This is a genomic window from Marinobacter iranensis (assembly GCF_029207565.1).
Classification (GTDB): Bacteria; Pseudomonadota; Gammaproteobacteria; order Pseudomonadales; family Oleiphilaceae; genus Marinobacter; species Marinobacter iranensis.
The window spans coordinates 118837-144188 of record NZ_JANCMW010000010.1 but is presented as its reverse complement, the minus strand read 5'-3'; the positions used below and the strand labels follow the sequence as shown (position 1 = coordinate 144188).

The following is a 25352-nucleotide window of genomic DNA, read 5'->3' as shown; positions in this document are numbered from 1 at the left end:
ACCCCACCCACCGGCCTCCCCGCTACTGAAGACAATCCTCAGCAAATGGTTTCGCCGCCGTCGGCGACAATAACTTGACCTGTTATATAGGCACTGGCCTTGGTTGACAGAAAAACTGCGAGGCCGGCTATATCAACTGGATCGCCAATTCGTCTTAACGGAGTCTTGTCTTCCGCACGCTTAACACGAACCGGGTCTTCCCACAGGGCTTTAGCGAAGTCGGTCTTGATCAGGCCGGGGGCTATGCTGTTAACGCGGATACCTTTTGGCCCCCATTCCACGGCCAGGTTACGGGCCAGGGCTGCTTCCGCTGCCTTGGAGACACCGTAAGTGCCGATGGTGGTGTTACCCCGGATGCCGGCGATGCTGGAAAGCAGAACAACTGCGCCTTCGCCTTTCTCAGCCATCTGCGGCAGCACCATGTTGGTCAACCAGAAAGTACCTTTGACGTTGGTGTCCATGATCTTGTCCCAGGCGTCGTCGGTCATCTCGGCGGTGGTGCCGTAGACCGGGTTGGTGGCAGCGTTGCACACCAGTACGTCGATGGAACCCCAGGCTTCATTGGTTTTATCCACCAGGTTCTGAAGGTCTTCTTTCTTGCCCACATGGCAGGGAATGGCGATGGCTTCGTAGCCTTGAGCTTTCAGCTCGTTGGCTACCTGCTCACAGGCATCCGCCTTGCGGCTGGAGATCACCACTTTGGCGCCCAGGCGGGCCATTTCTTCGGCAATAGAACGGCCGATGCCTTTAGTGGAACCGGTGATCAGTGCGACTTTTCCAGTCATATCAAAAAGCGGATTAGTCATAGTTCGATCCTCATGCTCAATGCTTGGGGAACGAACGGGGAGGCACCTGCCGGGACTGTGCAAAACATGGATGTTTTGCTCAAGCCTACAAGGACGTATTCACGGCGTGTCCCGGCAGGTGCCTCCCCGTTTGTTCATTCACCCGTGTTCAGCGGGCAACGTGGTGCTCAGCGGTATTGGCGAAGCTCGATCTTGGCGACGGAATCCAGGTGCACCTCATCAGGGCCGTCCGCCAGCCTCAAGGTTCGGACGTGAGCCCAGGCCTTCGCCAGGAAAGTGTCCTGGGACACACCTGCACCACCGTGAACCTGAATCGCACGATCAATGATCTTCAGCGCCATACTTGGGGCGATCACCTTGATCATAGCGATTTCCTGACGGGCCACCTTATTACCCACAGTATCCATCATGTGCGCCGCCTTCAGGGTCATCAGCCGCGCCTGCTCAATCTCGATGCGGCTGCGGGCAATATCCTTGCGGATCGAATCGAAACTGGACAACGGCTTGCCGAAAGCCTCACGAGCATTGGCCCGCTGACACATCAGCTCCAGCGCACGCTCGGCCACACCAATAGTGCGCATGCAGTGGTGGATACGGCCCGGCCCAAGGCGACCCTGGGCAATTTCGAAGCCGCGCCCCTCACCCAGCAGAATGTTCTCCACCGGAACCCGCACATTGTCGTAGTGGATCTCGGCATGGCCGTGAGGGGCATGGTCGTAACCGAACACCGTCAGCGGGCGAATCATTTTTACGCCCGGCGTGTCCAAAGGCACCAGGATCATCGACTGTTGCTGGTGCTTCTCGGCATCCGGATTGGTCTTGCCCATGACGATGGCGATCTTGGCCGTGGTCGTCATGGCTCCAGAAGACCACCATTTGCGACCGTTGATCACATATTCGTCACCGTCACGGCGGATTTCACAGGCAATATTGGTAGCGTCCGAGGAAGCAACATCCGGCTCGGTCATGGAGAAGCAGGAGCGGATTTCGCCATCGAGCAGCGGCTTCAGCCATTTATCCTGCTGCTCTTTATTACCGTAGCGGGCAATGGTTTCCATGTTGCCGGTATCCGGCGCGGAGCAGTTGAACACTTCCGGCGCCATCGCGGAACGGCCCATGACTTCACACAGATGCGCGTATTCGTAGTTGGTCAAACCGGCGCCGAATTCGCTTTCCGGCAGAAACAGGTTCCACAGGCCGGCAGCTTTTGCCTTGGCCTTCAGCTCTTCAACTATAGGCACCGGAGCCCACCGGTTCTCTGCCTGCTCCACCTGTTCATGGTGCTTATGCTCGTTGGGGTAGATATGGGCATCCATGAATTCGTGAAGCTGCGCCTGCAGCTTTTTGGCTTTGTCAGACAGTTCAAACATGTCCAGTACCTCGTTGATTGGTTGTCGTGGGCCGGCTGTTGCAACGCCGACGTATCTGCTGGTGTTATAGAAATCAGATTGGCACACCTTCCGGCTTTTCACTGCCAGAGCGAAGACGAAAGGTGCCTTCGGCGATTGCCAGCAGGTTGCCCTGGTCGTCGTGGACTTCCCCGCTGCTGTTGAAAATGCGGGTACCGCCTGCCCGTTTCCGGCCGGTGACCCGGATAGTCCCACCAGAGCATTGGCCGGTGAATGTTGTGGTCAGTGACAGGGTGATGGCCTTGCGCATACGGCCAGGATAAGGGCAGTAAGTGCCCGCTTCGGCCAGGACAACGTCCAGCAGGGAGGTCAACACTCCGCCGTGAACGACACCACCAAGATTCAAATGCTGCGGCGCCAGTTCCAGCTCAATCACCGCCTCGCTCTCATCCCAGGACACCTGGCGATACCCCAGCAGGTTGTGAAATCCGGGCAGATCCTGACCGCCGCTGATATGCAGACTGTCTTCATTCATTACACTTTCATTCCCGGCAGGTTAAGGGACGCGGTGTTGCCACCATCAACAGGTAAGGCCTGGCCGGTAATGTAGCTGGCGTCATCACTGGCCAGGAACAGAATGGCCGCAGCAATTTCCTCCGGCGCGCCGTAACGACGCAGTTCACATCGGGAACCCAGCTTGTGGGCTTTCTCGTTGGCGCGGGCATAGTCAAACACCGCCTGGGTCATCCCGGTTTCCACCAGCCCCGGGCATACCGCATTTACGCGGACATTGTCACTGCCGAGATCGCAGGCAGCGGTCATGGTGAGATTGATCACCCCGGCCTTGGACGCACTGTAAGCGTTGCCGCCGGCACCGGACCGGATACCCGCAACGGAGGCGGTATTGACGATCGAGCCCAGTTTTCGGGCCTGCATGTGGGGCGCCACATGCTTGATGAACAGCATGGTGCCGATCAGGTTCACCGCCAGCACCTTCTCCCATTCTTCCCGGTCGTTGCCGGCAATACCGGGGTGACCACCACCGGTGCTGGCAATGCCGGCAACGTTGCACAACACGTCAATCCGGCCGAAGGCAGAGATAGTTTCATCCACCAGGGCGCTGACCTGGTCTTCGTCGGCTACATTACCAATACGGCGCAGAGTTTCAGCACCTTCAGGCATCAGACCCTCGGTATCCAGCAGGCCCGCCTCGGAACGGTCGACCATCATGAGCTGCGCACCTTCGCGCGCCAGCCTGACCGCAGTGGCCCTGCCGATGCCGCTCCCGGCTCCGGTGACAATGGCTACCCGATTGTCGAAACGCCCCATGCCGATGCTCCTTTTTTATGATTTTTTGCGCCGTCATAAACTCAACTTGATCGTAATTTGTCACGCCTTCCGGTTTTGAGTCAATATATTCGGAAGTTAATTTCACTAGATAAAACATAATGACACCGATAGGCGAAAAAATGAAAAGCACTCAGGAAATGCCCGTCTATGCTCCCATTGATTCTGAAGAAACCATGGAAGCCCTCGGTCAACGCATTCAGCACCTTGCGATAGAACGCCCTGATCATGTCGCGCTCATCGATGGCGAGACTCAACTCAATTGGCAGGCGCTGGTAACGCGCGCCAATCGCATAGCCAACCGGCTCAGGGCCGCAGGGTTAGAACAGGGCGATGCCGTAGCGGGGTTATCGGAAAACAGCATCGACTACGTCGCACTGTACCTGGGCACATTGGTGGCCGGTGGCTGCATGGTGCCGCTCTCCGGCATGGCCAGCGGTGAGAGCCTGGCCTTGATGCTGGATGATTGCGGGGCCCGTTTCCTGTTTGTGTCCGGAAAGAATTCGGCACTGTTTGAAGCCGCGGCCGACAAACTTGGCTCACTTGGCCCCGACCAATGCATTGGGCTGGATGGTCGTGGTCCGGGAATAAGTCAGGATTTTGAGTCCTGGCTGGGAGATACCGATGCCGAAGCCAACCCGGCGCCGGTTACCCTGGATGACCCGTTCAATATCATCTACAGCTCCGGCACTACCGGCACCCCCAAGGGCATTCTCCACGACTATCGTTTTCGCCAACGCCAGATGGTCCGAATGAGTCGTTTTGGTCTGGACGGAGATGCCGTCAACCTGGTTTCCACGCCGATGTATTCCAACACCACCCTGGTGTCCATGCTGCCCACCCTGTTCCATGGTGGCATCCTGGTTCTCATGGCAAAGTTTGATGCCCGGCACTTCCTCGAACTGGCCGAGCGCTACCGCGTGACCCATGCCATGCTGGTTCCGGTCCAGTATCAGCGCATCCTCGCCGATCCGGAGTTCGATCGCTTCGATCTGTCCGCTTTCAAGCTCAAGCTCTGTACCAGCGCTCCCCTGGGGGCCAGGATCATCAAGGAAGCCATGGAGCGCTGGCCCGGCAACATCCGTGAAGTGTATGGGCTGACGGAAGGTGGCATTTCCACCAGCCTGGATTGCGCGGCACACCCGGATAAATGGGACTCAGTGGGGACACCGACTGAAGGCGCAGAAGTGCGGGTGATCGACGAGGAGGGCAACGAACTGCCTCAGGGCGAAACCGGAGAGATCGTGGGCCGCGCCATTTCGATGATGCGGGGTTACATCAACCGCGAGGAACAAACCCGGGACATGCTCTGGACCAGCCCAGAGGGCCTGGTGTTCTACCGCAGCGGTGATATGGGGCGAATCGACGAAGAGGGCTTCGTCTATATTCTGGACCGCCGTAAGGACATGATCATCTCCGGTGGTTTCAACATCTATGCGGTGGATCTTGAAAAGGTGCTGCAGGCCCACCCCGCCGTCGCCGATGTTGCGATAATCGGCATTCCCAGCGAGCAATGGGGTGAAACGCCGCTGGGGCTGGTGGTACGCAAGCCCGGCAGCACGCAGGATGAAGTGGAGATCCTGGACTGGGCCAATGGGCAGCTGGGCAAGGCCCAACGCCTGGCGGCGATTGAGTTCCGCCCGGAGTTGCCCCGCTCCACCATTGGCAAGGTACTCAAGCGCGAACTGCGTGCGCCGTACTGGTCCTGACTTTGCGCGGTTGGCACTGGAAAGCTCACTGTAGACTAAACTTTGGTAACGGAATATCGGCAAGCACCCTATTGCAAAAAGGAAAGTGTGTGATAGATTCAAACATAGGAATTCATTCTGCAGTCACTTGTTTTGCAGAGCGAAATAGTAATGGGACGACCAACACAATAAATAATGATTGAGGTCCAGCAATGAAGATCCTAACCACCGCCAGAACAACCCTCGCCGCTTACGGCTCTGCCCTGACCCTGGGACTGGCCGCCGCCTTTGCCAGCGCCCCGGTAGTTGCCGAAGAAAATTTCACCTGGAAGGTCCAGTCCCACTGGCCGGGCTCCAGCAGTTCCTATGAAGACAGCCTGGTTCGCCTGAAGAATATTATTGAAGAACGCACCGACGGACGCCTGGAACTGGAGTTGTACGAAGCTGGCTCGCTGTTCAAGGCCAAGGAAATCTTCAACGCTGTCAGCCGGGGCATTCTGGAAATGGGTACCATCTCCCCGGCCTATGCCCAGGACAAAATTTCCCTTGCCGGCATCGCTTCCGGCCTGCCGTTTGCTTTCCGTAACGTCTGGGAAGCCGCCTATTTCCACCAGGGTCTGGGCTTTGAGCAGATGCTTCGCGATGAGGCCGCCGAGCATGGCGTTTACTGGGCAACGGACAAGGTTTACCCCACTGAAATGGTGGTCAAGCAGCCGATTAAAAGCTGGGAAGACTTCACCGAGCTGAAGATCCGCTCTTCCGGTGCACTGCAGACCTTCCTGACCGAAGCCGGTGCCGCCGCGTCCTATATCCCTGGCAGCGAACTCTATTCCGCCCTGGACTCCGGCATTGTCGATGGCGCCCATTGGGGTGCGTCCCAGGGCGCCTTCAGTATGGGCCTGTATGAAGTGGCCAAGTATCACGTGCAGCCGGCACTGAACATCGCCGGCACCGACGTCATCATCGTCAGCCAGAAGGCCCTGGACAAACTGCCGGAAGACATGCAGAAAATCGTCAAGCAGGCGCTTGATGAGCAGTTCTGGTTCCGCACCAACGAATACCAGTACAAGGAACGCATTACGCTGGCCAAGGCCATCAACGAACACAACGTCCAGGTAAATACCCTGCCGGAAGACGTGCAGGATCGCCTGACCCAGACTGCCCAGAAGATGTGGGATGAGGAAGGCAAACGAAGCGAAAATGCCCAGAAGGCGTTGGACATGCTTAAAGCCTACCTGGCAGATCTGGGCTACCTGTAATAAGTACCCGAAACCTGAATCCGACCAGGCCAGTTCACCTGGCCCGGTTCTGTTTTCGAACTTACCGTTTCCCGGAGAATACCAATGGGTGTGCTGACCGCATTCATGAGAGGGGTCACCCGTCTCAACGATGTTATCGGGCGCGGGATAGCGCTACTCGTTTTTGCCATGTTCGCGTTCCTGATTATGGAGGTGGCCTTTCGCTATCTGTTCAACTCACCCACCGTATGGACCAACGAACTGACCCAGATGCTCTTCGGCGTCTACGCGGTGATGTCAGGCGGCTACATCATGGCGCACCGGGGCCACGTCAATGTCGACCTGTTGCACTCGCACCTGCCGCCTCGGGGCCAGGCAGTTCTCGACATACTGACGTCCGTGATTTTCTTCATCTTCACCCTGGCACTGCTGTATTTCGGCTTCAGCATGGCAAGCGAGTCCATCGCCAGTTGGGAAACCTCCTATTCCGCCTGGAACCCGCCCATCTGGCCCGTAAAAGCTGCCATTCCACTGGGCACCGGCTTACTGGTTCTGCAGGGCATTGTAAAGTTACTGGAAGACATCGCGGTGGCCTTCAACCTCAGTTACTACACCCCCGAACCACAGGAAGACAATGAAGGAGAGTCATCGTGAGTATTGAACTCCTGACCCTGCTGTTCTTCGGCTCCCTGCTGTTTTTCCTGCTGCTCGGCCTGCCACTGGCCTTTGTCCTGGGCGGCGTATCCGTTGTCTTCCTCTACTTCACCTGGGGATTCGATTCCTTCTATATGGTGGCCTCCCAGATCTGGGGCACCATGGAAAGCTTCACCCTGGTGGCGATCCCCCTGTTCGTGTTCATGGCAATGATCCTGGAGCGAACCGGGGTGGCCAAGGACCTGTACCGCATGATGCACCTCTGGTGCGGCGGCCTGCGGGGCGGCCTCGCCATCGGCACTCTCGGCATCTGCGCTGTTTTCGCCGCCATGGTCGGTATCAGTGGCGCGGCGGTTGTGGCCATGGGCACCATCGCCCTGCCATCCATGCTGGAACGGGGCTACGACAAAAAGATGGCTCTCGGCGTGATCAACACCGGCGGCGGCTGGGGCATTCTCATTCCCCCCAGCATCCTGATGATTCTTTACGCGCTGATCACCGGCGTGTCTGTGGGCAAGATGTTCGCCGCGGGTATACTGCCGGGCGTTCTGTTGATGGTCCTGACCGTCATCTACATCGTGGTGCGCTGCCACTTGCAGCCGCACCTTGCACCAGCGCTGCCGAAAGAGGAACGCGGCACCTGGCCGGAAAAATTCCGCGCCCTGCGCGCTGTACTACTGCCCATCGGCGTCGTCATCATGGTGCTCGGCTCTATTATGGGCGGCATCACCACGCCCACTGAAGCGGCCGCCATGGGTGTACTCGGCGCGCTGATTTCCGCGGCTGTCTACAGGCAGTTCAAATGGAGAATCCTGCAGGAAGCGGCGGTCCGCACGTTCAAGCTGACCGGCATGATCATGTGGATCCTGTTCGCCGCCCATGCCTTCAGTGCTGCCTATCAGAGCATGGGCGCCCAGGACCTGATCGAGAGCCTGATGAATATGATCCCCGGTGGGCCCTGGGGCATCATCATTGCCATGATGGTAATTGTATTCCTGCTGGCCATGGTGCTGGACCCGGTCGGCATCATGCTGATTACCCTGCCGGTGTTCATGCCGATTGTGGAATCCCTGGGGTTCGATCCGATCTGGTTCGGCATCCTGTTCGTGATCAACATGGAAATTGGCTACATGACGCCGCCATTTGGCTTCAACCTCTTCTACCTGAAGGGCGTGGTACCGCCGAGCATCACTATGAAGGACATCTACTCCTCAATTGTCCCCTTCGTTATTGTCGAGATTGTGGGCCTTGCATTGATCATGATCTTTCCGGAAATCGCCACCTACTTGCCGGATCTGTTCTTCTGACGCCCGCCTGTTGCGGGCTGGTTAACGGAGAACTACCTTTAGGGAACTCCCGCCGGATGGAACCGGGAGTTCCCAATCATAAGGAGACGTTCCCATGAACCGATTACACCCAATCCTGTTTACCCTTGCCTGTCTGCTTGCGCTATCCCCGTTGACTGTTCATGCGGAAACGTTGACCGACCAGACGATTCGTTCGTTCATCAGCAGCCTGGAAGCCCTTCAGGGTATGGAAGACGAATTCGAGGAACTGACCGATGACCTGTCCACCGAAGAGAATGCGGCGGAAATGCCGGATCTGTCGCGGATATTTTCATCCTCCGTTGAGAAAATGAAAGGCCACGACATGTATGACCAGTTAGAGGAGGTGGTGCAGCAACATGGCTTCTCCAATGCCGAACAGTGGGGGAAAGCCGGTGACCGCATCTTCCATGCCTGGAGTGCTCTTGAGATGGGCAAACAGTCCGGAGAGATGAACCAGGAAATGGCCAAAGCCATGGAGGAAATCGACAACAACCCCCACATGAGTGAGGCCCAAAAACAGCAGATGCGGGAAATGATGGGCGGCGCCATGTCCGCCTACGAGCAGGCAGCCAATGCTCCCGAAGCGGACAAACGTGCTGTCCGGCCGCATATGGACGCCTTGCGTGCAGCAACCGGATCAGACCTCTAGCGAGTTCTGCGCATACTGGAAGCAAAAAAACCCGGCCACTTCAGGGGCCGGGTTTCTTCAATTCCCCTCAGCCGTGCTTACGCCATCAGGTTGTAAACAAACACGATAGCTACCGCCACCGGTGTCACAAAGCGAACCAGGTTGTACCAGAGGACGAAGCTACCACCTTCCAGGGACAGATTGCTTTTCAGTGATTCCTTCGCCACGAACCAGCCGACGAACAGTGCTGTCAGCAGGCCGGACAACGGCAGCATGACGTTCGCGGTAAAGAAGTCGAGCAGGTCGAAGATAGTTTGGCCTTCGAAGCGTTCAAACATACCCAGGGGCGCAAAGCCGGACCACTCGTTCAGGGACAGGATGGACGCGATGCCCAGCAGCCAACAGGCCAGCCCCACTACAACGGTGCTGCCCATGCGGCCCAGGATCAACTTGTCTTCCAGCCATTCCACCACCGGCTCCAACAGGGAAATCGCGGAGGTCCAGGCAGCAAACAGCAGCAAAATAAAGAACAGCGCTCCAAATACGCTGCCCATGGGCATCTGACCGAAGGCCAGCGGCAGGGTCTGGAAAATCAGGCCGGGGCCGGCACCGGCTTCCAGGCCGTTGGCAAACACCACGGGGAATATGGCCAGGCCAGCCATCAGTGCAACAACCGTATCCATAATGGAAACGGTGATGGCAGTGCGCCCGATAGACACGTCGTCCCCCAGGTAGGAGCCGTACGCCATCATGATGGCCATACCCAGGCTTAGGGTGAAGAACGCATGGCCCAGGGCCACCAGTACACCATCCATCGTCAGGGCGCCGAAATCAGGCGTGAACAGGAAGGCGACTGCTTCGCCAAAATGGCCGGTCGTGGTGGCGTAGCCAACCGCGATCAGCAGCAACACGAACAAAGCCGGCATCAGGATGGTTACCGCGCGCTCCAGGCCGGATTTCAGGCCGCGGGCCACCACGAAAATGACCAATGCCATAAAAATACTGTGCCATACCAGCAGCGTAACCGGGCTGGCCAGCAAACCACCGAACAGCTCACCAATGGCATCGGCGCCCTGGCCGGTAAAATCGCCCATGGCTGCGTGGCCAACATAGGAGGCGGCCCAGCCACCGATCACCGAATAGAACGACAGAATAATGAAGGCGGCCAGCACACCCACAATGGCGGAGACCCGCCACGCCGGTGAGGCCAGGTTGCGCTCCGCCACCAGACGAAAGCTGGTAATCGGGTTGTGCCGACCGTTACGGCCGATAAACACTTCCGCCATCATGATGGGCACACCCACAATGGCGATACACAACAGATAAACCAGCACGAAGGCGCCACCGCCGTTCTCGCCGGTTACATAGGGGAATTTCCAGATATTGCCCAGCCCGACGGCAGAACCGGTCGCGGCCAAGATAAAGGCCATCCGGGAAGACCACAGGCCTCGATGGATTGGGGTCGATTTTGAACCAGTCATTGTCTCATCCTGTGCGTTTGGCTGATGCATCGATTCAAGGCGATAGGCTGAAGGCCGGCTTCAGCTGTGGGGCGCGATTTTGCCAGCAGTAAGCACAGGATGCCAGTCTGGCCCGGCACCGGTATAGGGGTATCACCGGTGCCGGGCCAATAACTAGCCGTTTTTACTGACAAAGCGGGACACAAGGTCTTTCAGGCCCCGCGACATAGTACTCAGGTGGTCGCTGCTACCCTTGGCGGATTCCGCCTTCTGGTTACTGTGGTCCGCCAGCTCGGCAATGTTGACGATCTGGTGATTGATTTCCTCGGACACCTGGCTTTGTTCCTCAAAGGCGGCCGACATACTGATAAAGCTGTCGGATATATCCTGGATCGACGACACGATTTCCTGCAGCGATGTTTCCGCCTCACGGACTTTCTCCAGGCCCTTACCGGCATCCTGCTCCCCTTCACGGGTGGCCTGAACCGCTTCGTCCACCTGGTTGCGGAAGTCGTCAATAACGTGCTGGATCCGTACTGTGGAATCCCGGGTGCGACGGGCCAGAGACCTTACCTCATCCGCCACCACGGCAAAGCCGCGACCCTGCTCGCCGGCACGCGCAGCTTCAATAGCCGCATTCAACGCCAGCAGGTTGGTCTGCTCAGCGATGTCGGAAATCAGGCTGGCGGCCTCGCCGATGCTCTCGGTGGACGCACCGAGCTTTTTAATAGCGGAGCCGATGCCGTTGACCCGGCTAACCAGTTGCTCAATTGCGGTCAGGGCTTCGCCACTGCGCTTGCTGCCGGTAGCCGCCATCCGGTTGGCTTCTTCCGCCACCCGGGCATTGCCGTTAACGGTTTCGGTCACTTCCTGGATAGACACCGTCATTTCGTTCACGGCGGAGGCTGTCTGGTCCGTTTCCGCCCGCTGTTTGGCAATGGCTTCAGCACCCTCGTTGATGTATCGGTGGCTGGCCCTGGCCTGTTCGTAAAGCAGTTCGGCCTGGTCATCAATACGCGCCAGGGCGGTACGGATCCTCGCTTTCTCGCTCATGATCAGCATGGCCAGTTGCGAGAAAAGACCGCTTTCATCGCTGTAGGTCCTGGCCACCACGGCGTCACGGAAGGCGTCGGGGCGCAGGTCCAACAGCCCCTGTAAACGGCCGGAGACGGATTTCAGCGTCAGGCCGGCAGCCAGCAGATGTGCCACCACAATCACGCCCCCGGCGATCCAGGTATTGGCGAGAGTGGTCAATGCCACAAGGCTCAGCACGAGGGACAGAGCAAAAGGCCAGCCCGAACTGAACGCGGAAAACACCCGGCTCATCAAGCTGACACCAGCCTGTCCTGCAGACAGCTTCGGGTAGAGTTTTTCGGCCCGCGAGACCTGTTCACGGGTCGGCGATACCCGGACCGATTCGTAGCCCACCATTTTCCCGTTCTCGAGAATCGGAGTCGCATAGGCGCTCACCCAATAATGGTCCCCGGTCTTGGTACGGTTCTTCACCATACCCATCCAGGACTTGCCAGCCTTGAGGTATTCCCACATATCCTTGAACACGGCTGACGGCATATCCGGATGACGGATCACATTGTGGGGCTGTCCCACCAGCTCCTCCCGGGAGAAGCCACTGATATCCACAAACTCATCGTTACAATAGGTAATCACTCCGCGGGTATCGGTGGTGGTGATCAGCCGACCACCCTCGGACATTCTGACTTCTCGCTGGGTAACGGGAAGGTTCTTTCTCATAGCTGACAGTATCCCTGACTAGGCCACCCCAACTGTGGGTGCGGCAAACGTGGCAACACTAAGCGTAGACGCCGCCAGCAAATATAGTGAAATATACTATCTATATACCAATGTCGGTTGCGGCCAATCCCTACGCGGAAGCCCCCTAAACCGCTACCTGGGCCCTAGGGTGGAAGCGGGCATTCAGCCAAAGTGAGAGGGCGATCACACCACCTCCAATTGCCAGCCGCAACAGGTCGGCGTCCCGGTTCCAGATCAACAGGTTGACCAGCAAACCGGCTGGAACCAGGGCATTGTTCATGATCGCCAGGGTGCCGGCGTCCACATGGCACGCGCCCCGGTTCCACAGAAACAGCCCCAAGCCCGAAGCGGCCAGGCCCAGCCAGGCAAGAATACCCCATTGCAGGGAAGTGGTAGGCAGGCGGCTGGCATCACCGAAGATCAGGAACGATGGCAAGGCGATGATCAGCGCCCCAAAGAAGAAGTACCCGAAGGTGCGATAAGCCGGCAAATCAAGCGGGAAACGCATCATGGTGTGCTTGTAGCCCACCTGGCCCGCCGCGAAGGTAAAGTTGGCCACCTGGAGCAACAGGAACCCGGTGATAAAGCCCTGGCTGAGGCCATCGTAACGGATAATGCCCGCCCCAAGGGTAGCCACCGCCGCAGCCACCAGGGCAACAGGAGAGAAGCGGCGGTAGAGTGCGTCGTCAATCAGGGTGACATACAGTGGTGTGAAGATAGTGAACAGCAGAACTTCCGGTACTGTCAGGTAGCTGAAGGAGCGGTACAGGCACAAGTAGGTGACCCCGAACTGCAACATCCCCGTCACCAGAACACCCAGCTTCAATCCTCCGGGAACGCCTCGCCAGCGGGTCAGCGGCAGGAACACCAGGGCCCCCAGCACCACCCGCGTCAGCACGGCAAAATCACTATCCACGCGCCCGGCCAGGAATTCGCCGATCAGACTGAAAGAGAATGCCCACAGAACTGTTACAAAGACCAGAAGACCCATGCTGCCTACACCCGAAACCGTGAACGCGGCACTTTACCCCTTCCCGGGCCGCCTTGTACACCGCGCCACGGAAACACCCTATGCCACCCCACGCAGGGAATAGGGTACCATCCGACGTTCCTGATGCACTCCGTTTCACTTTCCCAGGCCAGGCACACGACTCCATGGACGAAACCCACCAGCCATTACCCGAAGCCCGCCAGCCGCTGGTTCAGCGCACTCTAACCGAATGGCGCACTCTGGCTCTCCTCGGCGGCCCGATCCTGATCGCCCAGGTGGCACAGATGGCAAACGGCGTGATCGATACCGTGATGGCGGGTCATGCCAGTGCCGAAGATCTGGCCGCCGTGGGCATTGGAAGCAGCCTGTGGATGCCCGTTTTCCTGTTCTTCATGGGGTTGCTGGGCGCCCTGCAACCGATCATTTCCGGCTACAACGGAGCGCGCACCACCGACAAAATCATGCCGGCCACCTGGCAGGGGTTGTACATCGCCGCCGCCGGCTCGGTGATCATGATCCTGCTGCTGACCAACGTGCACCCGGTACTCAGCGCCCTCAACCTGGAAGCCAACACTGCCCGTATCAGCCAGGGCTATCTCGATGCCTTTGCCTGGGGCATTCCCGCCATGTTGCTGATCATGGCACTGCGGGGGCTTACCGATGGATTGGGGCATACCCGGGTGATCATGGCGTTTTCGGTGCTGGGTACCCTGATAAATCTGCCACTGAACTACATTTTCATATACGGCAAGCTCGGCCTCCCGGCGATGGGCGGTATTGGCTGCGGATGGGCCACCTCTATCTCCAACGGAGTGGCGGCCATGGCACTACTGGTTTACCTGAACCGCAGCAGTGTCTATCGCCGTTTTCATCTGCTGGAGGATTGGGCCAAACCGAACGCCGCGGGCATTCGCTATATCCTGAAACTGGGCATCCCCATTGGCTTTACCATCTTCGTGGAAGCCAGCATGTTCTCGGTGATCGCCCTGTTCCTGGCACCCCTGGGGCCAGTGATTGTGGCAGGGCACCAGATTGCGCTGAACGTGGTGTCGCTGTTGTTCATGCTGCCGCTGAGTATCGGCATGGCGCTGACCCTGCGGGTGAGCTTTCTGGTGGGTGCCCGGGCGCCGGACACCGCCCGGCTTATCGCCCGCAGTTCATTGATTCTGGCTTCGGCCGTGGCCCTGCTGTTTGCCATCCTGCTGTTTGTTTATGCCGATGGCATTGCCGCGTTGTACACCAGTGACGGTGACGTCCAGGCCGTGACCGTCACACTGTTGGTATACGCCGCTTTCTTCCAGATTGCCGATGTTATTCAGGTGACCTGCATCAGTGCCCTAAGGGGCTACAAGGACACCAGCATTCCCATGTTTATCATGCTGTTTTCGTTCTGGGTCGTTGGGCTACCACTGGGTTGGGTTCTCACCTTCACTGACTGGCTGCTGCCAGCTATGGGTGCTGCCGGCTTTTGGGTAGGGCTAACTGGTGGGTTAGCGTCAGCCAGCATACTGCTGGGGCTGCGACTGTTCCTGTACGCCCCGAAACCGGCCTGATCAGGCCGACCCAGAGACCACGGTATCATCGGCATAGACAATACGGTCGCGCCCGCTGTCCTTCGCCTTATATAGTGCCTCGTCCGCCCGCAACAACCAGTCATCGGGCGTCTCTCCTGCCCGGAGCAAGGCAACACCGAAGGATGCGGTTACCTGGCCACCGGGATGACGCAAAAACTTGTGCATGATGTGCTGCAGGTTGTGCATCACCGCTCTCAACCCAGTTTCATCCACGCCCGACATCAGCAACACGAACTCCTCCCCGCCAAAGCGGAACAACTGATCCGACTTGCGTATGTTCTGCTCGATCAACGCCACCATCTCCACCAGCACATCGTCACCCACGTTGTGCCCGTGTTCATCGTTTATCTTCTTGAAATAATCGATATCAAGTAGCACCAGCGCGTAGGAGACTCCGGTACGGGAGGCGCTGGCAACAGCCATCGACAGCTCCTGGTCCATGGAACGGCGATTCTTGACGCCCGTCAGGGGGTCAATGGTGGCCAGGTGTTCAAGGCGCTCACGCTGGTTTTCGTTACGATGGGCGAAAACGTAAGCGCAGCAACTGACCACCACGGCAGTGGCGGCAAACGACCACATCTGGACAGCAGAGCTGAAGGCCACACCGTGGACCATCAACGCAATCACGGCGGCAAGGTTGATGAATATGGCGTAGCGGGATTCGGTGAGAAAGAAGCTGGTCACCAGGCAAGGGTATAACCAGAACAGCCCCGGCTCCCCAACGATAGCGCCAACCGTGACCGCACCACCACAGGCCATGATGGCCATGGCGAGACCGCTGCGAGCGGTATCACCGGTTATCCAGGCGTAGAGCATCCCCGCCGTGATCGCCAGCATAATCGTTAGATCAACGATGCCTGCCAACAGGTTGCCCTGTAAAAAACGCATCACCGCAAACGGGGTGATGCCCAAAATGGCACTGATCGCCAGCAGGGTGATGATGGACAGCCTGAAATCGGTTTTCAGCCGATAGAACATAGTAGGGGCACATTCCGGCCAGGGTCTTGTTAGCAAACTATCATAGCGCAAGATGTATATGCGGGAGACGATCACAACGAAATTTTACAAACCAGTATACGAAATAGCTTGTCAATTCCGGTCTACCGATCGAGAAATCGGCAAGCCCGCCGCTTTTCCGACACTTGAAAAACTGGAGTTAATCTTGGCTTAAGAGGTAGACTTGACCCTTATTAAAATAAGCATCAGGAAGCCATCGCGTGCAGAATCTTGTTCGTATCGCACCAGGCGCATTAACCATCGGAAAGCCTTTACCCTGGACGGTCTACGACGCTGATGGCAACGTTCTGTTGCGGCAGGGCTATGTCATACAAAACGACATCCAGCTTGAACAGCTGTTCGAGCGCGGTCTTTTCCAGCCCCGAAAAATTGAACGCCTGCAGGATGAAGTGCTCGAGGACACGCGGGTCCGCAATCCGTTTGCGGAATACCCGATATTGCTACAAACACTGGAATCGACCCTCAATGCCATTACCGAAAGGGAAGAGAGCGCACTGAAGCGGGTTTTGGGTCTGTCACGGATGATTGACCAGATGTGCCAGGATTCGCCGGAAGCCAGTCTTGCATTGGTGCACCTGTACTCCATTGAGCCCACCATCCATGAACAGATTCTGTTCTATGCCATTCTCTGCCAGTTTACTGCGCGCCAGTTCGGGCTTGATGAAAAGCGGACCGCAGTACTGATCGGCGCTGCGCTGACGGCAAACCTGGCCCTGGTGCCGGTGGCCGACAAGCTCAATGCCTCCAACCGGGTGCTGACCAACGAACAACGCGCGGTTATACGCAAACACCCCGAACGCAGCATACAGGCACTAAAAGACGCAGACATAACCAGCCCCCTGTTGCTTAAAATCATCGCCCAGCACCATGAACAGGCGGACGGTTCCGGCTATCCGCAGGGGTTGAGCGGCACGGAGATCCGGGGAGAGGCGGAAATTCTCGCGCTGGCGGAACGTTACGTGGCGATGATTACGCGCCGCGCCTACCGTGAACGCATGAATGTAGTTGAGGCCCGCAAACTGATTACCTCGCTGGCCGACGGCAAGTTTCGCCCCGCAATCCCACGGGCACTGCTGGCGATTCTGACTGATTACCCCCCGGGCACCCTTGTGAGGCTGGCCAATAACGAGGTAGCCGTAATCGTGAAACGTCCCCACAGACATCGGGGACCGTTTGCCAAAGCCATCATTGGGCCGCGAGGCAATCGCTACAACGGCTCATTCGAGCGGGACTGCAGCCTGCTGGAATTCAACGTCATGGCCGTGGAGCAACCCGAGGTCATGCCCTCCATGGATTTCGGGCTGCTCTGGGGTTTTCACTAACCTCGACGAGGTTTTCGATCACCTCAAACCAAGCGCACTGGCGTGGTGCTCAAGGTGGTCGTCTATAAACGAGGCAATGAAGAAATAGCTATGATCGTATCCCCGGTGCATCCGCAGGTTAATGTGATGATGTACCCTCTCGCAGGCATCCGCCAGCGCATCCGGATTTAGCTGACTGTCCAGGAACTCATCCGCCGTACCCTGATCCACCAACAGCGGTAAACGCTCCTTTGCTGTAGGGATCAGCAGGGTGGCGTCCCATTCCTCCCAGGCTTTGCGATCATTGCCCAGATAACCACCGAATGCTTTCTGGCCCCAGGGGCATTCACTGGGGTTTGCGATCGGAGCAAAGGCAGACACCGATTTATAGTGCCCGGGGTTCTTCAGGGCTGCGATCAACGCACCATGCCCACCCATGGAATGACCACTGATGCTGCGGCCTTCCGTTACCGGCAAATGGCCTTCCACCAGTTGCGGCAGCTCTTTGACCACATAATCGTACATCCGATAGTGGGGCGCCCAGGGTTGCCGGGTGGCGTTTACATAAAACCCGGCACCACTGCCAAAATCGTAGCTGTCGTGCTCGCCCGGCAGGTCGAGACCACGGGGGCTGGTGTCGGGACAGACAATGGCCATGCCAAGCTGTGCCGCTTTTTTCTGGGCACCGGCCTTCTGCATGAAATTCTGGTCGGTGCAGGTCAGCCCTGACAGCCAGTAAAGTACCGGCACCGGGCGCGGGTTACTGCCAACAGCGGCGGGGGGAAGGTAAACCGCAAACTCCATATCGCAGTCCAGGGCTGCCGAATGGTGCTGGTAGCGCCGGTGTTCGCCATCGAAACAGGCGTTGGTGGAGAGCAGTTGCATGGTTACCTCTCAGTGTAGTGGAATTCACAGTCTTCGGACTACGCGTATTTCGGTACTTCTATGCCATACCCGGCCTTTGCAAACTCCGCCAGAATGGCGGTGCGGGTCACAATGCCTATCAGGCGGTCATGGTCAACCACCGGGTAAACCTTTGGCTTGCCCGCCCCCAGGTTCTGAGCCAGATCCACCACAGACATTTCCGGTGATATGGTCACCGGATTGTGAAACATTACGTCGTCCACTATCGGGTCACCTTCGTGGTGGTAATTGCTCACCAGCAGGGCGTGGATACAGTCCTGCTCAGAGATGAACCCGATAACCTTGCGGTTGTCATCCACAACCGGCAATCCCGTAACGTGGTTGTGGAGCAGTGTTTTGACCACTTTGGTTAAAGGCGTACCACGACGGATGGGCTCGATGTGGTTCCACATGACATCGGATACTTTTAACGATTGCATTGGCAGGCTCCCTGACCAGTAGCATTCCGGACTCGTCCCTCTATAAACATAGGCAATGGGGGCGAAAACTGGAAGTATAAACCCCACATCCGGGATCTATTTCGCAGTCACGGGGCGCTTAACGGTTCACCGGCAGGGTTACCGCGGGTTTCCACACAGAAGGAGAGCTCGCCGGCCTGGACATGGAAGCTCTCGGGCATTGAAGGACTCCTGATGTATTTACAGACAGAAATAAGGATATAAACTCAATAGGTTATACGCTTACGCGAGACCGAAGCCCATTCCGGTCATTGTCGCGACAGGCGTCTTCAAACCATGGCAGAAACACAGGGAGATCCCCATGGAAGCCTTTGAGTCTTTTATAAGCAGCATAAACGCACTGGTGTGGGGGCCGCCCATGCTGGTGATGATTCTTGGTGTTGGCCTGTTCCTGAGCATAGGCCTGAAACTGATGCCGGTTCTGAAACTGCGCGCCGGTTTCCGGCTGATGTGGAAGGGCCGTACCGGTGCCGAGTCGGAAGGTGAGATACCCCCGTTCCAGGCGCTGATGACCGCACTGTCTGCTACTGTCGGCACCGGCAATATCGCCGGCGTTGCAACGGCCGTGTTTCTGGGCGGGCCCGGAGCCCTGTTCTGGATGTGGCTGACCGCATTGGTAGGCATGGCCACCAAGTATTCGGAGGCGGTACTGGCAGTGCGTTTTCGTGAAGTGGATGACCGCGGCGCCTACGTGGGTGGCCCTATGTATTACATCCGTAACGGGTTGGGCAAGAAGTGGGCCTGGCTGGGCGTACTGTTTGCCATCTTCGCAGCGGTGGCGGCCTTCGGTATCGGCAACACCGTACAGGCCAATTCCGTGGCGGATGTCCTGCAGACCAACTTCCACCTCCCACATTGGGCAACAGGGCTTATCCTGATGGTCCTGGTGGGCCTGGTTCTGATCGGTGGCATCAAACGCATCGGGCAGGTTGCAAGCGCCCTGGTGCCCTTCATGGCCATCGCTTATGTGCTGGTCGGCCTGGTGGTACTGGCTATCAACGCCAACCAGATCCCGAGCGCCATCGCCATGGTTTTCACCCACGCCTTCAGCCCGGTGGCTGCCGAGGGTGGCTTTGCGGGTGCCGCAGTATGGGCCGCCATTCGCTTCGGTGTGGCCCGGGGTATTTTCTCCAACGAGGCCGGCCTGGGGTCCGCACCCATTGCCCACGCAGCAGCGCAAACCAAAAACCCGATCAACCAGGGCATGGTTGCCATGTTGGGCACCTTTATCGACACCATTATCGTGTGCAGCATCACCGGCCTTGTCATCATCAGCTCCGGGGCCTGGACGTCCGGCGAAACCGGTGCTGCCCTGACCTCACTGGCCTTTGAAACCGGCCTGCCAGGTTTCGGCAACTACGTGGTCGCCATTTCCCTCGCAATTTTTGCCTTTACCACCATCATCGGCTGGTCGTTCTACGGCGAGCGATGTATCGAGTTCCTGTTCGGTGTGAAGGCCATTGTGCCTTACCGTATTGTCTGGATCCTTGCTATCCCGGTCGGTGCCACCATCAATCTTGGGCTCATATGGCTGATTGCCGATACGCTCAATGCCATGATGGCTTTGCCAAACCTTGTGGCACTGCTGTTGCTCAGCCCTGTGGTCTTCAAACTGACCCGTGAACATTTCGAGAAGGAGCGTTCCCTGGGCGTAAATCGATGAACCGACGGTAACGGATGAGCCAGATCAACCGCTCTTGGTTTTTCTCTCATCCGTCACCACTGTTTATCGTATAGACTGATTAATTATGCCGGCGCGTCATCTGGCCGGGCTAAAGTATCACCAAAGGAGGAAACACCATGAGTTTACGTCTGGGAGATACCGCACCGGATTTCGAGCAGGATTCAAGTGAAGGCAGGATCGATTTTTATAAGTGGCTGGGCGATAGCTGGGGCGTGCTGTTTTCACACCCGGCAGACTTTACTCCGGTGTGCACCACCGAACTGGGCCTGACGGCCAAGCTAAAAGACGAATTTGCCAAACGCAACGTCAAGGCCATCGCCCTGAGTGTGGACCCGGTCGACTCCCACAAAGAGTGGATCAAGGACATCAACGAAACCCAGGGGTGCACGGTCAACTTTCCGATCATCGCCGACCATGACCGCAAGGTCTCGCAGCTCTATGACATGATCCACCCCAATGCCAACGATAGCCTGACGGTCCGTTCGCTGTTCGTGATTGATCCGAACAAGAAGATTCGTCTGACCATCACCTACCCGGCCAGCACCGGCCGCAACTTCAACGAAGTTCTGAGGGTGATCGACTCACTGCAGATGACCGACGAGCACAAGGTAGCTACGCCGGGCAACTGGGAAGCTGGCGGCGACGTGGTGATCGTGCCGTCCCTGCAGGATGAGGATGAGATCAAGGAACGCTTCCCTCAGGGGTACCGTGCGGTGAAATCCTACCTGCGGATGACGCCAGACCCACGCGCGAACTGGAGTGGTGAATAAGCGCTGAACGAACAGTAAGCTGAAACAGAAAAGCCGGGCAGATACCCGGCTTTTCTTATACGGCCTCTCTTCTGGAATCAGAACGCTGGAACCACGGCCCCTTCGTACTGCTTCTTGATAAACGCCTTTACCTCATCCGTGGTCAACGCTTTCGCCAATTTCTGGATTGCCTCGTCGTTGGCGCGGCTTTCATGGGCCACCAGAATGTTCACGTAGGGCGACTCGGCACCTTCAATCACCAACGCATCCTCAGTCGGATTCAGGCCGGCTTCCAGCGCGTAGTTGGTGTTGATCAACGCCAGGTCCACCTGGTTCAGGATACGCGGCAGGGTGGCTGCTTCCAGTTCCTTGAATTCCAGGTTCTTGGGGTTGTCAGCAATATCGCGGGGTGTTGCGGTGATCTTGCTCCCGTCCTTCAGGGTGATCAGGCCAGCTTTCTGAAGCAGCAACAGTGCACGGCCGCCGTTAGTGGGGTCGTTTGGAATGGCAACGGTTGCACCTTCTTCAAGGGCGTCCAGAGAGTCAATCCGGCTTGAGTAGGCACCAAAAGGCTCAACGTGAACACCCACAACACTGACCAGATTGGTGCCACGGCCATCGTTGAATTCGTCCAGGTACGGCTGGTGCTGGAAGAAGTTCGCGTCCATCCGTTTCTGGTCAACCTGTACGTTAGGCTGGACGTAATCGGTAAACACCTTCACATCCAGTTCCACACCCTGTTCTGCCAGCTTGGGCTTAACAAATTCAAGGATCTCGGCGTGGGGTACGGGCGTTGCTGCCACGGAAAGCTTTTCCGCAAACGCGGCGGAAGAGAATGTTGCAATGGCAGCCACTGCCACCAGGGTCTTTTTGAAGTTCATAAGCACGTTCTCCTGCGGGTATTGTCAATGAATTCATCTGGCCTTGGAGTACGGCAGACGGTGGGAGGCAACTGCCGAAAAACGCCCGTGAATACATCCCTGTAGGGCTCGGTCGCGCCATCCATGGCGCTCCACGTTTTCGGAAGTTGCCTCCCACCGTCCGCCTATATCAGGCTTCTGTTATTTGCGGCTGAAATATAAAACGAGACGGTCGCCTGCCATTTGTAACAACTGTACGAAAATAACCAGCAATGCAACGGTAATGACCATGACATCGGTCTGGAATCGTTGGTAACCGAAGCGGATAGCCAGGTCACCCAAGCCACCGCCACCGACAACACCGGACATCGCCGCATAGGAAACCAATGTAATGGCCGTTACGGTAATGCCTGCGATGATGCCCGGCAATGCTTCCGGTAACAGGGCTCCGAAAACAATCTGTTTAACCGTGGCGCCCATCGCCTGCGTCGCCTCAATGATCCCACGGTCAACCTCGCGCAGTGACGTTTCAACCAGGCGCGCGAAGAAAGGAGCTCCGCCGGCCACCAATGGCGGGATCGCACCCGCCACGCCAAGAGACGTACCGATTAACATCACCGTGAACGGGATCATCACGATAAGCAGAATAATAAACGGTACCGAACGTAGCACGTTTACCACGAACGACAGCACCGCATAAGCGACGGGCTGCTCGAGAAGCTGGCGCTTGCCAAACAGGAACAGCAGCACCCCCACTGGCAGGCCAATCAGCACGCTGAACAGCAGTGACATGCCCACCATCACCAGGGTGTCCCAGCTGGCCCAGCCGATTTCGGTCCAGTCCACGTTACTGAGCAGGTTTTCCATCAGGGCTTCCATCAGCGCAGTACCTCCACATGGACATCCGCCGCTTCAAAGGCCTGCATCGCCGCCCCAAGATCACCGCCTACCAGCGACAGGGTCAACTGGCCGTAGGGCGTGTCCTTGATGTGATCAATGCGCCCGGACAGGATACTGAAATCAACACCGGATTCCCGCGCCACGCTGCCCAGCAACGGTGTGTAGGTGGACTCGCCGCGGAAGGTCAGGCGCAGGATGCGGCCTTTGGCATGCTGCAGGTCCTGTTGCATTTCTTCACGGTCGATACTTTCACTTTCAAACACAAAGTCCCGGGTGGTGGGGTGTTTCGGGTGCAGGAAGACATCACTAACCGCGCCCATTTCCACCACCTCACCGGCATCCATCACCGCCACGCGGTCACAGACGCGTCGCACCACATCCATTTCATGGGTGATCAGTACAATGGTCAATCCCAGTTCGCGGTTGATATCCGCCAGGAGCTTCAGGACTGATTGCGTGGTCTGCGGATCAAGGGCGCTGGTGGCTTCGTCGCACAGCAGAATTGTCGGGCGGCAGGCGAGGGCGCGTGCAATGCCCACGCGCTGCTTCTGACCGCCGGAAAGCTGTGACGGGTACTTGTTGGCCTGGTCCACCAGGCTGACCCGTTTCAGCAGCTCGTCCACCCGCTCACGGATCTCGGTGCGGGAATAGATACCGGCCAGCTTCATGGGAAAAGCGATGTTGTCGGCCACGGTTTTCGAGGACAGCAGGTTGAAATGCTGGAAGATCATGCCCACCTTGCGGCGGAAGGCCCGCAGCTCACTGGCGTTGTAGCCGGTGATGTTTTCATCATCGATCAGGATACGACCACCGGTAGGCGGTTCCAGCAGGTTGATCAGGCGCACGAGGGTGGATTTACCCGCGCCGGAGTGGCCGACGATGCCAAACACCTCGCCGGTGTCGATGGTCATACTGGTTGGGTGTAAGGCGGGGATCGCCCGTCCACCTACCTGGTAGGACTTCTGTACCTGGTCAAATACAATCACAGCGTTGCCTTGTGGGCGCCCTGTCAGCGCTTTGTGGGTGCAGCAATAAAACGCGCAATTATAAACCAAACGGAAACCAAACCCGAATCCGGAGCCTTGGTATATCCCCTTACACCATTAACCACCTGACACGAGCATGGGTACTGGACTAAACTGGCAGATTACAAGAACGTAATCAATAAATCCGAGGCGCGCGCTATTTTGAGCACTAAAACCGAGACTCCGCCCTCAAGGATGAACTCTACCCAGGCATGGGTGACCTACCTCAGTAAAGTGGAACTGCCGGTTCTGGCAAACACACTCCGCCGGATTGACGAACTGACCGACAGTAGCAACAGCACGGTCAACGAGCTGGCCAACGTTATTCTCAATGATGCCCAGCTCACCTCCCAGGTTCTGCGGTTGTCGAACACGGTGTTCTACAACCAGACGCGCACCCAGGTCAGCACCGTTAGCCGGGCCATCACGCTGATTGGCTTCGATGCCGTGAAGTCCATGGCCATCTCATCACTGATTGTGGATTCCCTGCTGAAACGCAACGACCGGCCTCACCTGCTCCGCTGCCTGGCGAGGGCGATTCACGCCGCCGTCCAGGCCCGCTGCCTGCTACCAAAACGCAACGAGCACGCCCTGGAGGAAGTCTTCATCGGGGCATTGCTGATGAATATCGGCGAACTGGCATTCTGGTCCTGCGAAACGAAACAGGCCAACGAACTGGAAGGCCGGCTCCGAAACGGGGAGCCGCCGGTAGAAGCCCAGAAATCCGTTCTCCACACCACCTTTGCCGAAATTACCCGTGGCCTGGTGGAAGCCTGGTCGCTGGGGCCCTTCATTAAAGAAGTTGTGGCCCCGGGACAGGCCAACTCAAAGGCAGCCAGTCTTGTGCGCCATTCCGTCGAGATGGCCAGGCTGTCCGAGGATGGCTGGCGTGGTGCAGACATGGAAAAAGTCATGGAAGCGCTGGGGCAGGATATCGGCGAGAACACCGCCGCCGTCCGCGACCAGCTCAAGGTAAACGCCGGTGAAGCCGCGCGTGTAGCCGTGTCCCTGGGCATTCCCCAAGTGACGGCGCTGATGCCCGGCAGCCAGGGTGGCCCCGGCGAGGAAACAGCACGAGCGCCGGAAGTGGACCCCAACCTGCAGCTACAGATTCTTCGCGACCTTACCCACAGCCTCACCGACAAGCCGGATATCAATGAAGTCTGTCAGTTGGTGATCGAGGGCATACACCGTGCCGTGGGGATGCAACGGGTCGTGTTGTTGATGAGTGACCGTAGTGGACTGGAGTTGATTCCGCGCAAGCTGGGCGGCAGGGGTACTGACGCCTGGAAGGACAACTTCACCATTCGCAAGGACGGTACCGGAGCACTGGGTGCGTTACTGCCTCACGCCAGTTGCTACGTCTACCAGCCCAAGTCGAAAACTGACCGCATTACCTACGACCGCTGGCTGGGCAACGTACCGGCCCTGGTTGGCCCCCTGAATGCCAAGGGGCGCCTGGTCGGTTTGTTCTATGCGGACAATGCGGCGGCGGACTACCTGCCATCCGAGGAGCAGCTTACGGCGTTCAGCCACTTTGTGCAGAACGCCCAGCTGTGTATCACCCTGCTTTCAAGTCACTGAGCCATCAGCGAGTG

23 protein-coding genes are annotated in these 25352 nt (G+C 57.6%); 10 read left to right on the top strand and 13 right to left on the bottom strand.

Annotated features, from left to right (window positions below):
* Nucleotides 1-38 precede the first annotated feature (38 nt).
* The 4 genes from NLU14_RS15540 to NLU14_RS15525 form a co-directional block, all read right to left on the bottom strand.
* On the bottom strand, nucleotides 39-806 hold the full coding sequence (locus tag NLU14_RS15540) for an SDR family NAD(P)-dependent oxidoreductase (protein ID WP_275708136.1): 768 nt from the start codon (nucleotides 804-806) through the stop codon (nucleotides 39-41).
* Between the two features lie 167 nt (nucleotides 807-973).
* Complete coding sequence (locus tag NLU14_RS15535) at nucleotides 974-2176, bottom strand: acyl-CoA dehydrogenase family protein (RefSeq protein WP_420845068.1); 1203 nt, start codon at nucleotides 2174-2176, stop codon at nucleotides 974-976.
* 73 nt (nucleotides 2177-2249) lie between these two features.
* Complete coding sequence (locus NLU14_RS15530; RefSeq protein ID WP_275708134.1) at nucleotides 2250-2690, bottom strand: PaaI family thioesterase; 441 nt, start codon at nucleotides 2688-2690, stop codon at nucleotides 2250-2252.
* Nucleotides 2690-3484 carry an SDR family NAD(P)-dependent oxidoreductase gene (locus NLU14_RS15525; RefSeq protein ID WP_275708132.1) on the bottom strand — a complete coding sequence of 265 codons (795 nt, stop codon included), beginning with the start codon at nucleotides 3482-3484 and terminating at the stop codon, nucleotides 2690-2692. The genes NLU14_RS15530 and NLU14_RS15525 overlap by 1 nt, the downstream gene beginning before the upstream one ends.
* 140 nt (nucleotides 3485-3624) lie before the next feature.
* On the opposite strand from NLU14_RS15525, the gene NLU14_RS15520 reads away from it, so the two are divergent.
* From NLU14_RS15520 to NLU14_RS15500, 5 genes are all read left to right on the top strand, one after another.
* Complete coding sequence (locus NLU14_RS15520; RefSeq protein WP_275708131.1) at nucleotides 3625-5211, top strand: class I adenylate-forming enzyme family protein; 1587 nt, start codon at nucleotides 3625-3627, stop codon at nucleotides 5209-5211.
* Nucleotides 5212-5402: 191 nt separating this feature from the next.
* Nucleotides 5403-6449 carry a TRAP transporter substrate-binding protein DctP gene (dctP, locus tag NLU14_RS15515; RefSeq protein ID WP_275708129.1) on the top strand — a complete coding sequence of 349 codons (1047 nt, stop codon included), beginning with the start codon at nucleotides 5403-5405 and terminating at the stop codon, nucleotides 6447-6449.
* Nucleotides 6450-6533: 84 nt separating this feature from the next.
* Complete coding sequence (locus NLU14_RS15510; protein ID WP_275708127.1) at nucleotides 6534-7082, top strand: TRAP transporter small permease subunit; 549 nt, start codon at nucleotides 6534-6536, stop codon at nucleotides 7080-7082.
* A complete protein-coding gene (locus NLU14_RS15505; RefSeq protein WP_275708125.1) occupies nucleotides 7079-8389 on the top strand; it encodes a TRAP transporter large permease in 1311 nt (436 codons plus the stop codon). The genes NLU14_RS15510 and NLU14_RS15505 overlap by 4 nt, the downstream gene beginning before the upstream one ends.
* Before the next feature lie 94 nt (nucleotides 8390-8483).
* Complete coding sequence (locus tag NLU14_RS15500; RefSeq protein WP_275708123.1) at nucleotides 8484-9059, top strand: hypothetical protein; 576 nt, start codon at nucleotides 8484-8486, stop codon at nucleotides 9057-9059.
* A gap of 77 nt (nucleotides 9060-9136) precedes the next feature.
* Here NLU14_RS15500 and NLU14_RS15495 read toward each other — a convergent pair whose 3' ends face one another.
* From NLU14_RS15495 to NLU14_RS15485, 3 genes are all read right to left on the bottom strand, one after another.
* A complete protein-coding gene (locus NLU14_RS15495) occupies nucleotides 9137-10519 on the bottom strand; it encodes a sodium-dependent transporter (RefSeq protein WP_275708121.1) in 1383 nt (460 codons plus the stop codon).
* Between the two features lie 153 nt (nucleotides 10520-10672).
* The gene (locus NLU14_RS15490) at nucleotides 10673-12250 is read right to left on the bottom strand and encodes a methyl-accepting chemotaxis protein (RefSeq protein WP_275708118.1); all 1578 of its coding nucleotides are present in this window, start codon (nucleotides 12248-12250) and stop codon (nucleotides 10673-10675) included.
* 145 nt (nucleotides 12251-12395) lie between these two features.
* Nucleotides 12396-13262 (bottom strand): EamA family transporter, encoded by an 867-nt coding sequence (locus NLU14_RS15485; protein ID WP_275708115.1) that lies wholly within the window; start codon nucleotides 13260-13262, stop codon nucleotides 12396-12398.
* A gap of 164 nt (nucleotides 13263-13426) precedes the next feature.
* On the opposite strand from NLU14_RS15485, the gene NLU14_RS15480 reads away from it, so the two are divergent.
* Nucleotides 13427-14815 (top strand): MATE family efflux transporter, encoded by a 1389-nt coding sequence (locus tag NLU14_RS15480; protein WP_275708113.1) that lies wholly within the window; start codon nucleotides 13427-13429, stop codon nucleotides 14813-14815.
* Here the strand turns inward: NLU14_RS15480 and NLU14_RS15475 are convergent, their stop codons facing one another.
* Nucleotides 14816-15814 carry a GGDEF domain-containing protein gene (locus NLU14_RS15475; protein ID WP_275708111.1) on the bottom strand — a complete coding sequence of 333 codons (999 nt, stop codon included), beginning with the start codon at nucleotides 15812-15814 and terminating at the stop codon, nucleotides 14816-14818. It lies immediately after the preceding gene.
* A gap of 239 nt (nucleotides 15815-16053) precedes the next feature.
* Here NLU14_RS15475 and NLU14_RS15470 point away from each other — a divergent pair, with 239 nt between their 5' ends.
* A complete protein-coding gene (locus NLU14_RS15470; protein ID WP_275708109.1) occupies nucleotides 16054-17175 on the top strand; it encodes an HD-GYP domain-containing protein in 1122 nt (373 codons plus the stop codon).
* An 18-nt stretch (nucleotides 17176-17193) separates the two neighbouring features.
* Here the strand turns inward: NLU14_RS15470 and fghA are convergent, their stop codons facing one another.
* Nucleotides 17194-18039, bottom strand: coding sequence for an S-formylglutathione hydrolase (fghA, locus tag NLU14_RS15465; RefSeq protein ID WP_275708107.1), 846 nt, complete (start codon nucleotides 18037-18039; stop codon nucleotides 17194-17196).
* A gap of 38 nt (nucleotides 18040-18077) precedes the next feature.
* On the bottom strand, nucleotides 18078-18497 hold the full coding sequence (locus NLU14_RS15460) for a CBS domain-containing protein (RefSeq protein WP_275708105.1): 420 nt from the start codon (nucleotides 18495-18497) through the stop codon (nucleotides 18078-18080).
* Nucleotides 18498-18837: 340 nt separating this feature from the next.
* On the opposite strand from NLU14_RS15460, the gene NLU14_RS15455 reads away from it, so the two are divergent.
* Nucleotides 18838-20199, top strand: a complete 1362-nt coding sequence (locus NLU14_RS15455) for an alanine/glycine:cation symporter family protein (protein WP_275708103.1) — start codon at nucleotides 18838-18840, stop codon at nucleotides 20197-20199.
* A gap of 137 nt (nucleotides 20200-20336) precedes the next feature.
* Nucleotides 20337-20990 carry a peroxiredoxin gene (locus NLU14_RS15450; protein WP_275708101.1) on the top strand — a complete coding sequence of 218 codons (654 nt, stop codon included), beginning with the start codon at nucleotides 20337-20339 and terminating at the stop codon, nucleotides 20988-20990.
* A gap of 77 nt (nucleotides 20991-21067) precedes the next feature.
* Here the strand turns inward: NLU14_RS15450 and NLU14_RS15445 are convergent, their stop codons facing one another.
* From NLU14_RS15445 to NLU14_RS15435, 3 genes are all read right to left on the bottom strand, one after another.
* Nucleotides 21068-21850, bottom strand: coding sequence for a MetQ/NlpA family ABC transporter substrate-binding protein (locus tag NLU14_RS15445; RefSeq protein ID WP_275708099.1), 783 nt, complete (start codon nucleotides 21848-21850; stop codon nucleotides 21068-21070).
* 180 nt (nucleotides 21851-22030) lie between these two features.
* Complete coding sequence (locus NLU14_RS15440) at nucleotides 22031-22708, bottom strand: methionine ABC transporter permease (protein ID WP_275708097.1); 678 nt, start codon at nucleotides 22706-22708, stop codon at nucleotides 22031-22033.
* Entirely contained in the window at nucleotides 22708-23715 is a 1008-nt protein-coding gene (locus NLU14_RS15435; protein WP_275708094.1) for a methionine ABC transporter ATP-binding protein, read from the bottom strand. Before NLU14_RS15435 ends, NLU14_RS15440 begins: the two co-directional genes overlap by 1 nt.
* Nucleotides 23716-23916: 201 nt before the next feature.
* On the opposite strand from NLU14_RS15435, the gene NLU14_RS15430 reads away from it, so the two are divergent.
* Nucleotides 23917-25338 (top strand): HDOD domain-containing protein, encoded by a 1422-nt coding sequence (locus NLU14_RS15430; protein ID WP_275708092.1) that lies wholly within the window; start codon nucleotides 23917-23919, stop codon nucleotides 25336-25338.
* Nucleotides 25339-25352: the final 14 nt, after the last annotated feature.

Excerpts from the sequence above, each read along its gene's own strand:
- NLU14_RS15540 (WP_275708136.1), bottom strand. The coding sequence starts at position 806 with ATGACTAATCCGCTTTTTGATATGACTGGAAAAGTCGCACTGATCACC.
- NLU14_RS15535 (WP_420845068.1), bottom strand. The coding sequence starts at position 2,176 with ATGTTTGAACTGTCTGACAAAGCCAAAAAGCTGCAGGCGCAGCTTCAC.
- NLU14_RS15530 (WP_275708134.1), bottom strand. The coding sequence starts at position 2,690 with ATGAATGAAGACAGTCTGCATATCAGCGGCGGTCAGGATCTGCCCGGA.
- NLU14_RS15525 (WP_275708132.1), bottom strand. The coding sequence starts at position 3,484 with ATGGGGCGTTTCGACAATCGGGTAGCCATTGTCACCGGAGCCGGGAGC.
- NLU14_RS15520 (WP_275708131.1), top strand. The coding sequence starts at position 3,625 with ATGAAAAGCACTCAGGAAATGCCCGTCTATGCTCCCATTGATTCTGAA.
- dctP (WP_275708129.1), top strand. The coding sequence starts at position 5,403 with ATGAAGATCCTAACCACCGCCAGAACAACCCTCGCCGCTTACGGCTCT.
- NLU14_RS15510 (WP_275708127.1), top strand. The coding sequence starts at position 6,534 with ATGGGTGTGCTGACCGCATTCATGAGAGGGGTCACCCGTCTCAACGAT.
- NLU14_RS15500 (WP_275708123.1), top strand. The coding sequence starts at position 8,484 with ATGAACCGATTACACCCAATCCTGTTTACCCTTGCCTGTCTGCTTGCG.
- NLU14_RS15495 (WP_275708121.1), bottom strand. The coding sequence starts at position 10,519 with ATGACTGGTTCAAAATCGACCCCAATCCATCGAGGCCTGTGGTCTTCC.
- NLU14_RS15490 (WP_275708118.1), bottom strand. The coding sequence starts at position 12,250 with ATGAGAAAGAACCTTCCCGTTACCCAGCGAGAAGTCAGAATGTCCGAG.
- NLU14_RS15485 (WP_275708115.1), bottom strand. The coding sequence starts at position 13,262 with ATGGGTCTTCTGGTCTTTGTAACAGTTCTGTGGGCATTCTCTTTCAGT.
- NLU14_RS15480 (WP_275708113.1), top strand. The coding sequence starts at position 13,427 with ATGGACGAAACCCACCAGCCATTACCCGAAGCCCGCCAGCCGCTGGTT.
- NLU14_RS15475 (WP_275708111.1), bottom strand. The coding sequence starts at position 15,814 with ATGTTCTATCGGCTGAAAACCGATTTCAGGCTGTCCATCATCACCCTG.
- fghA (WP_275708107.1), bottom strand. The coding sequence starts at position 18,039 with ATGCAACTGCTCTCCACCAACGCCTGTTTCGATGGCGAACACCGGCGC.
- NLU14_RS15460 (WP_275708105.1), bottom strand. The coding sequence starts at position 18,497 with ATGCAATCGTTAAAAGTATCCGATGTCATGTGGAACCACATCGAGCCC.
- NLU14_RS15455 (WP_275708103.1), top strand. The coding sequence starts at position 18,838 with ATGGAAGCCTTTGAGTCTTTTATAAGCAGCATAAACGCACTGGTGTGG.
- NLU14_RS15450 (WP_275708101.1), top strand. The coding sequence starts at position 20,337 with ATGAGTTTACGTCTGGGAGATACCGCACCGGATTTCGAGCAGGATTCA.
- NLU14_RS15445 (WP_275708099.1), bottom strand. The coding sequence starts at position 21,850 with ATGAACTTCAAAAAGACCCTGGTGGCAGTGGCTGCCATTGCAACATTC.
- NLU14_RS15440 (WP_275708097.1), bottom strand. The coding sequence starts at position 22,708 with ATGGAAGCCCTGATGGAAAACCTGCTCAGTAACGTGGACTGGACCGAA.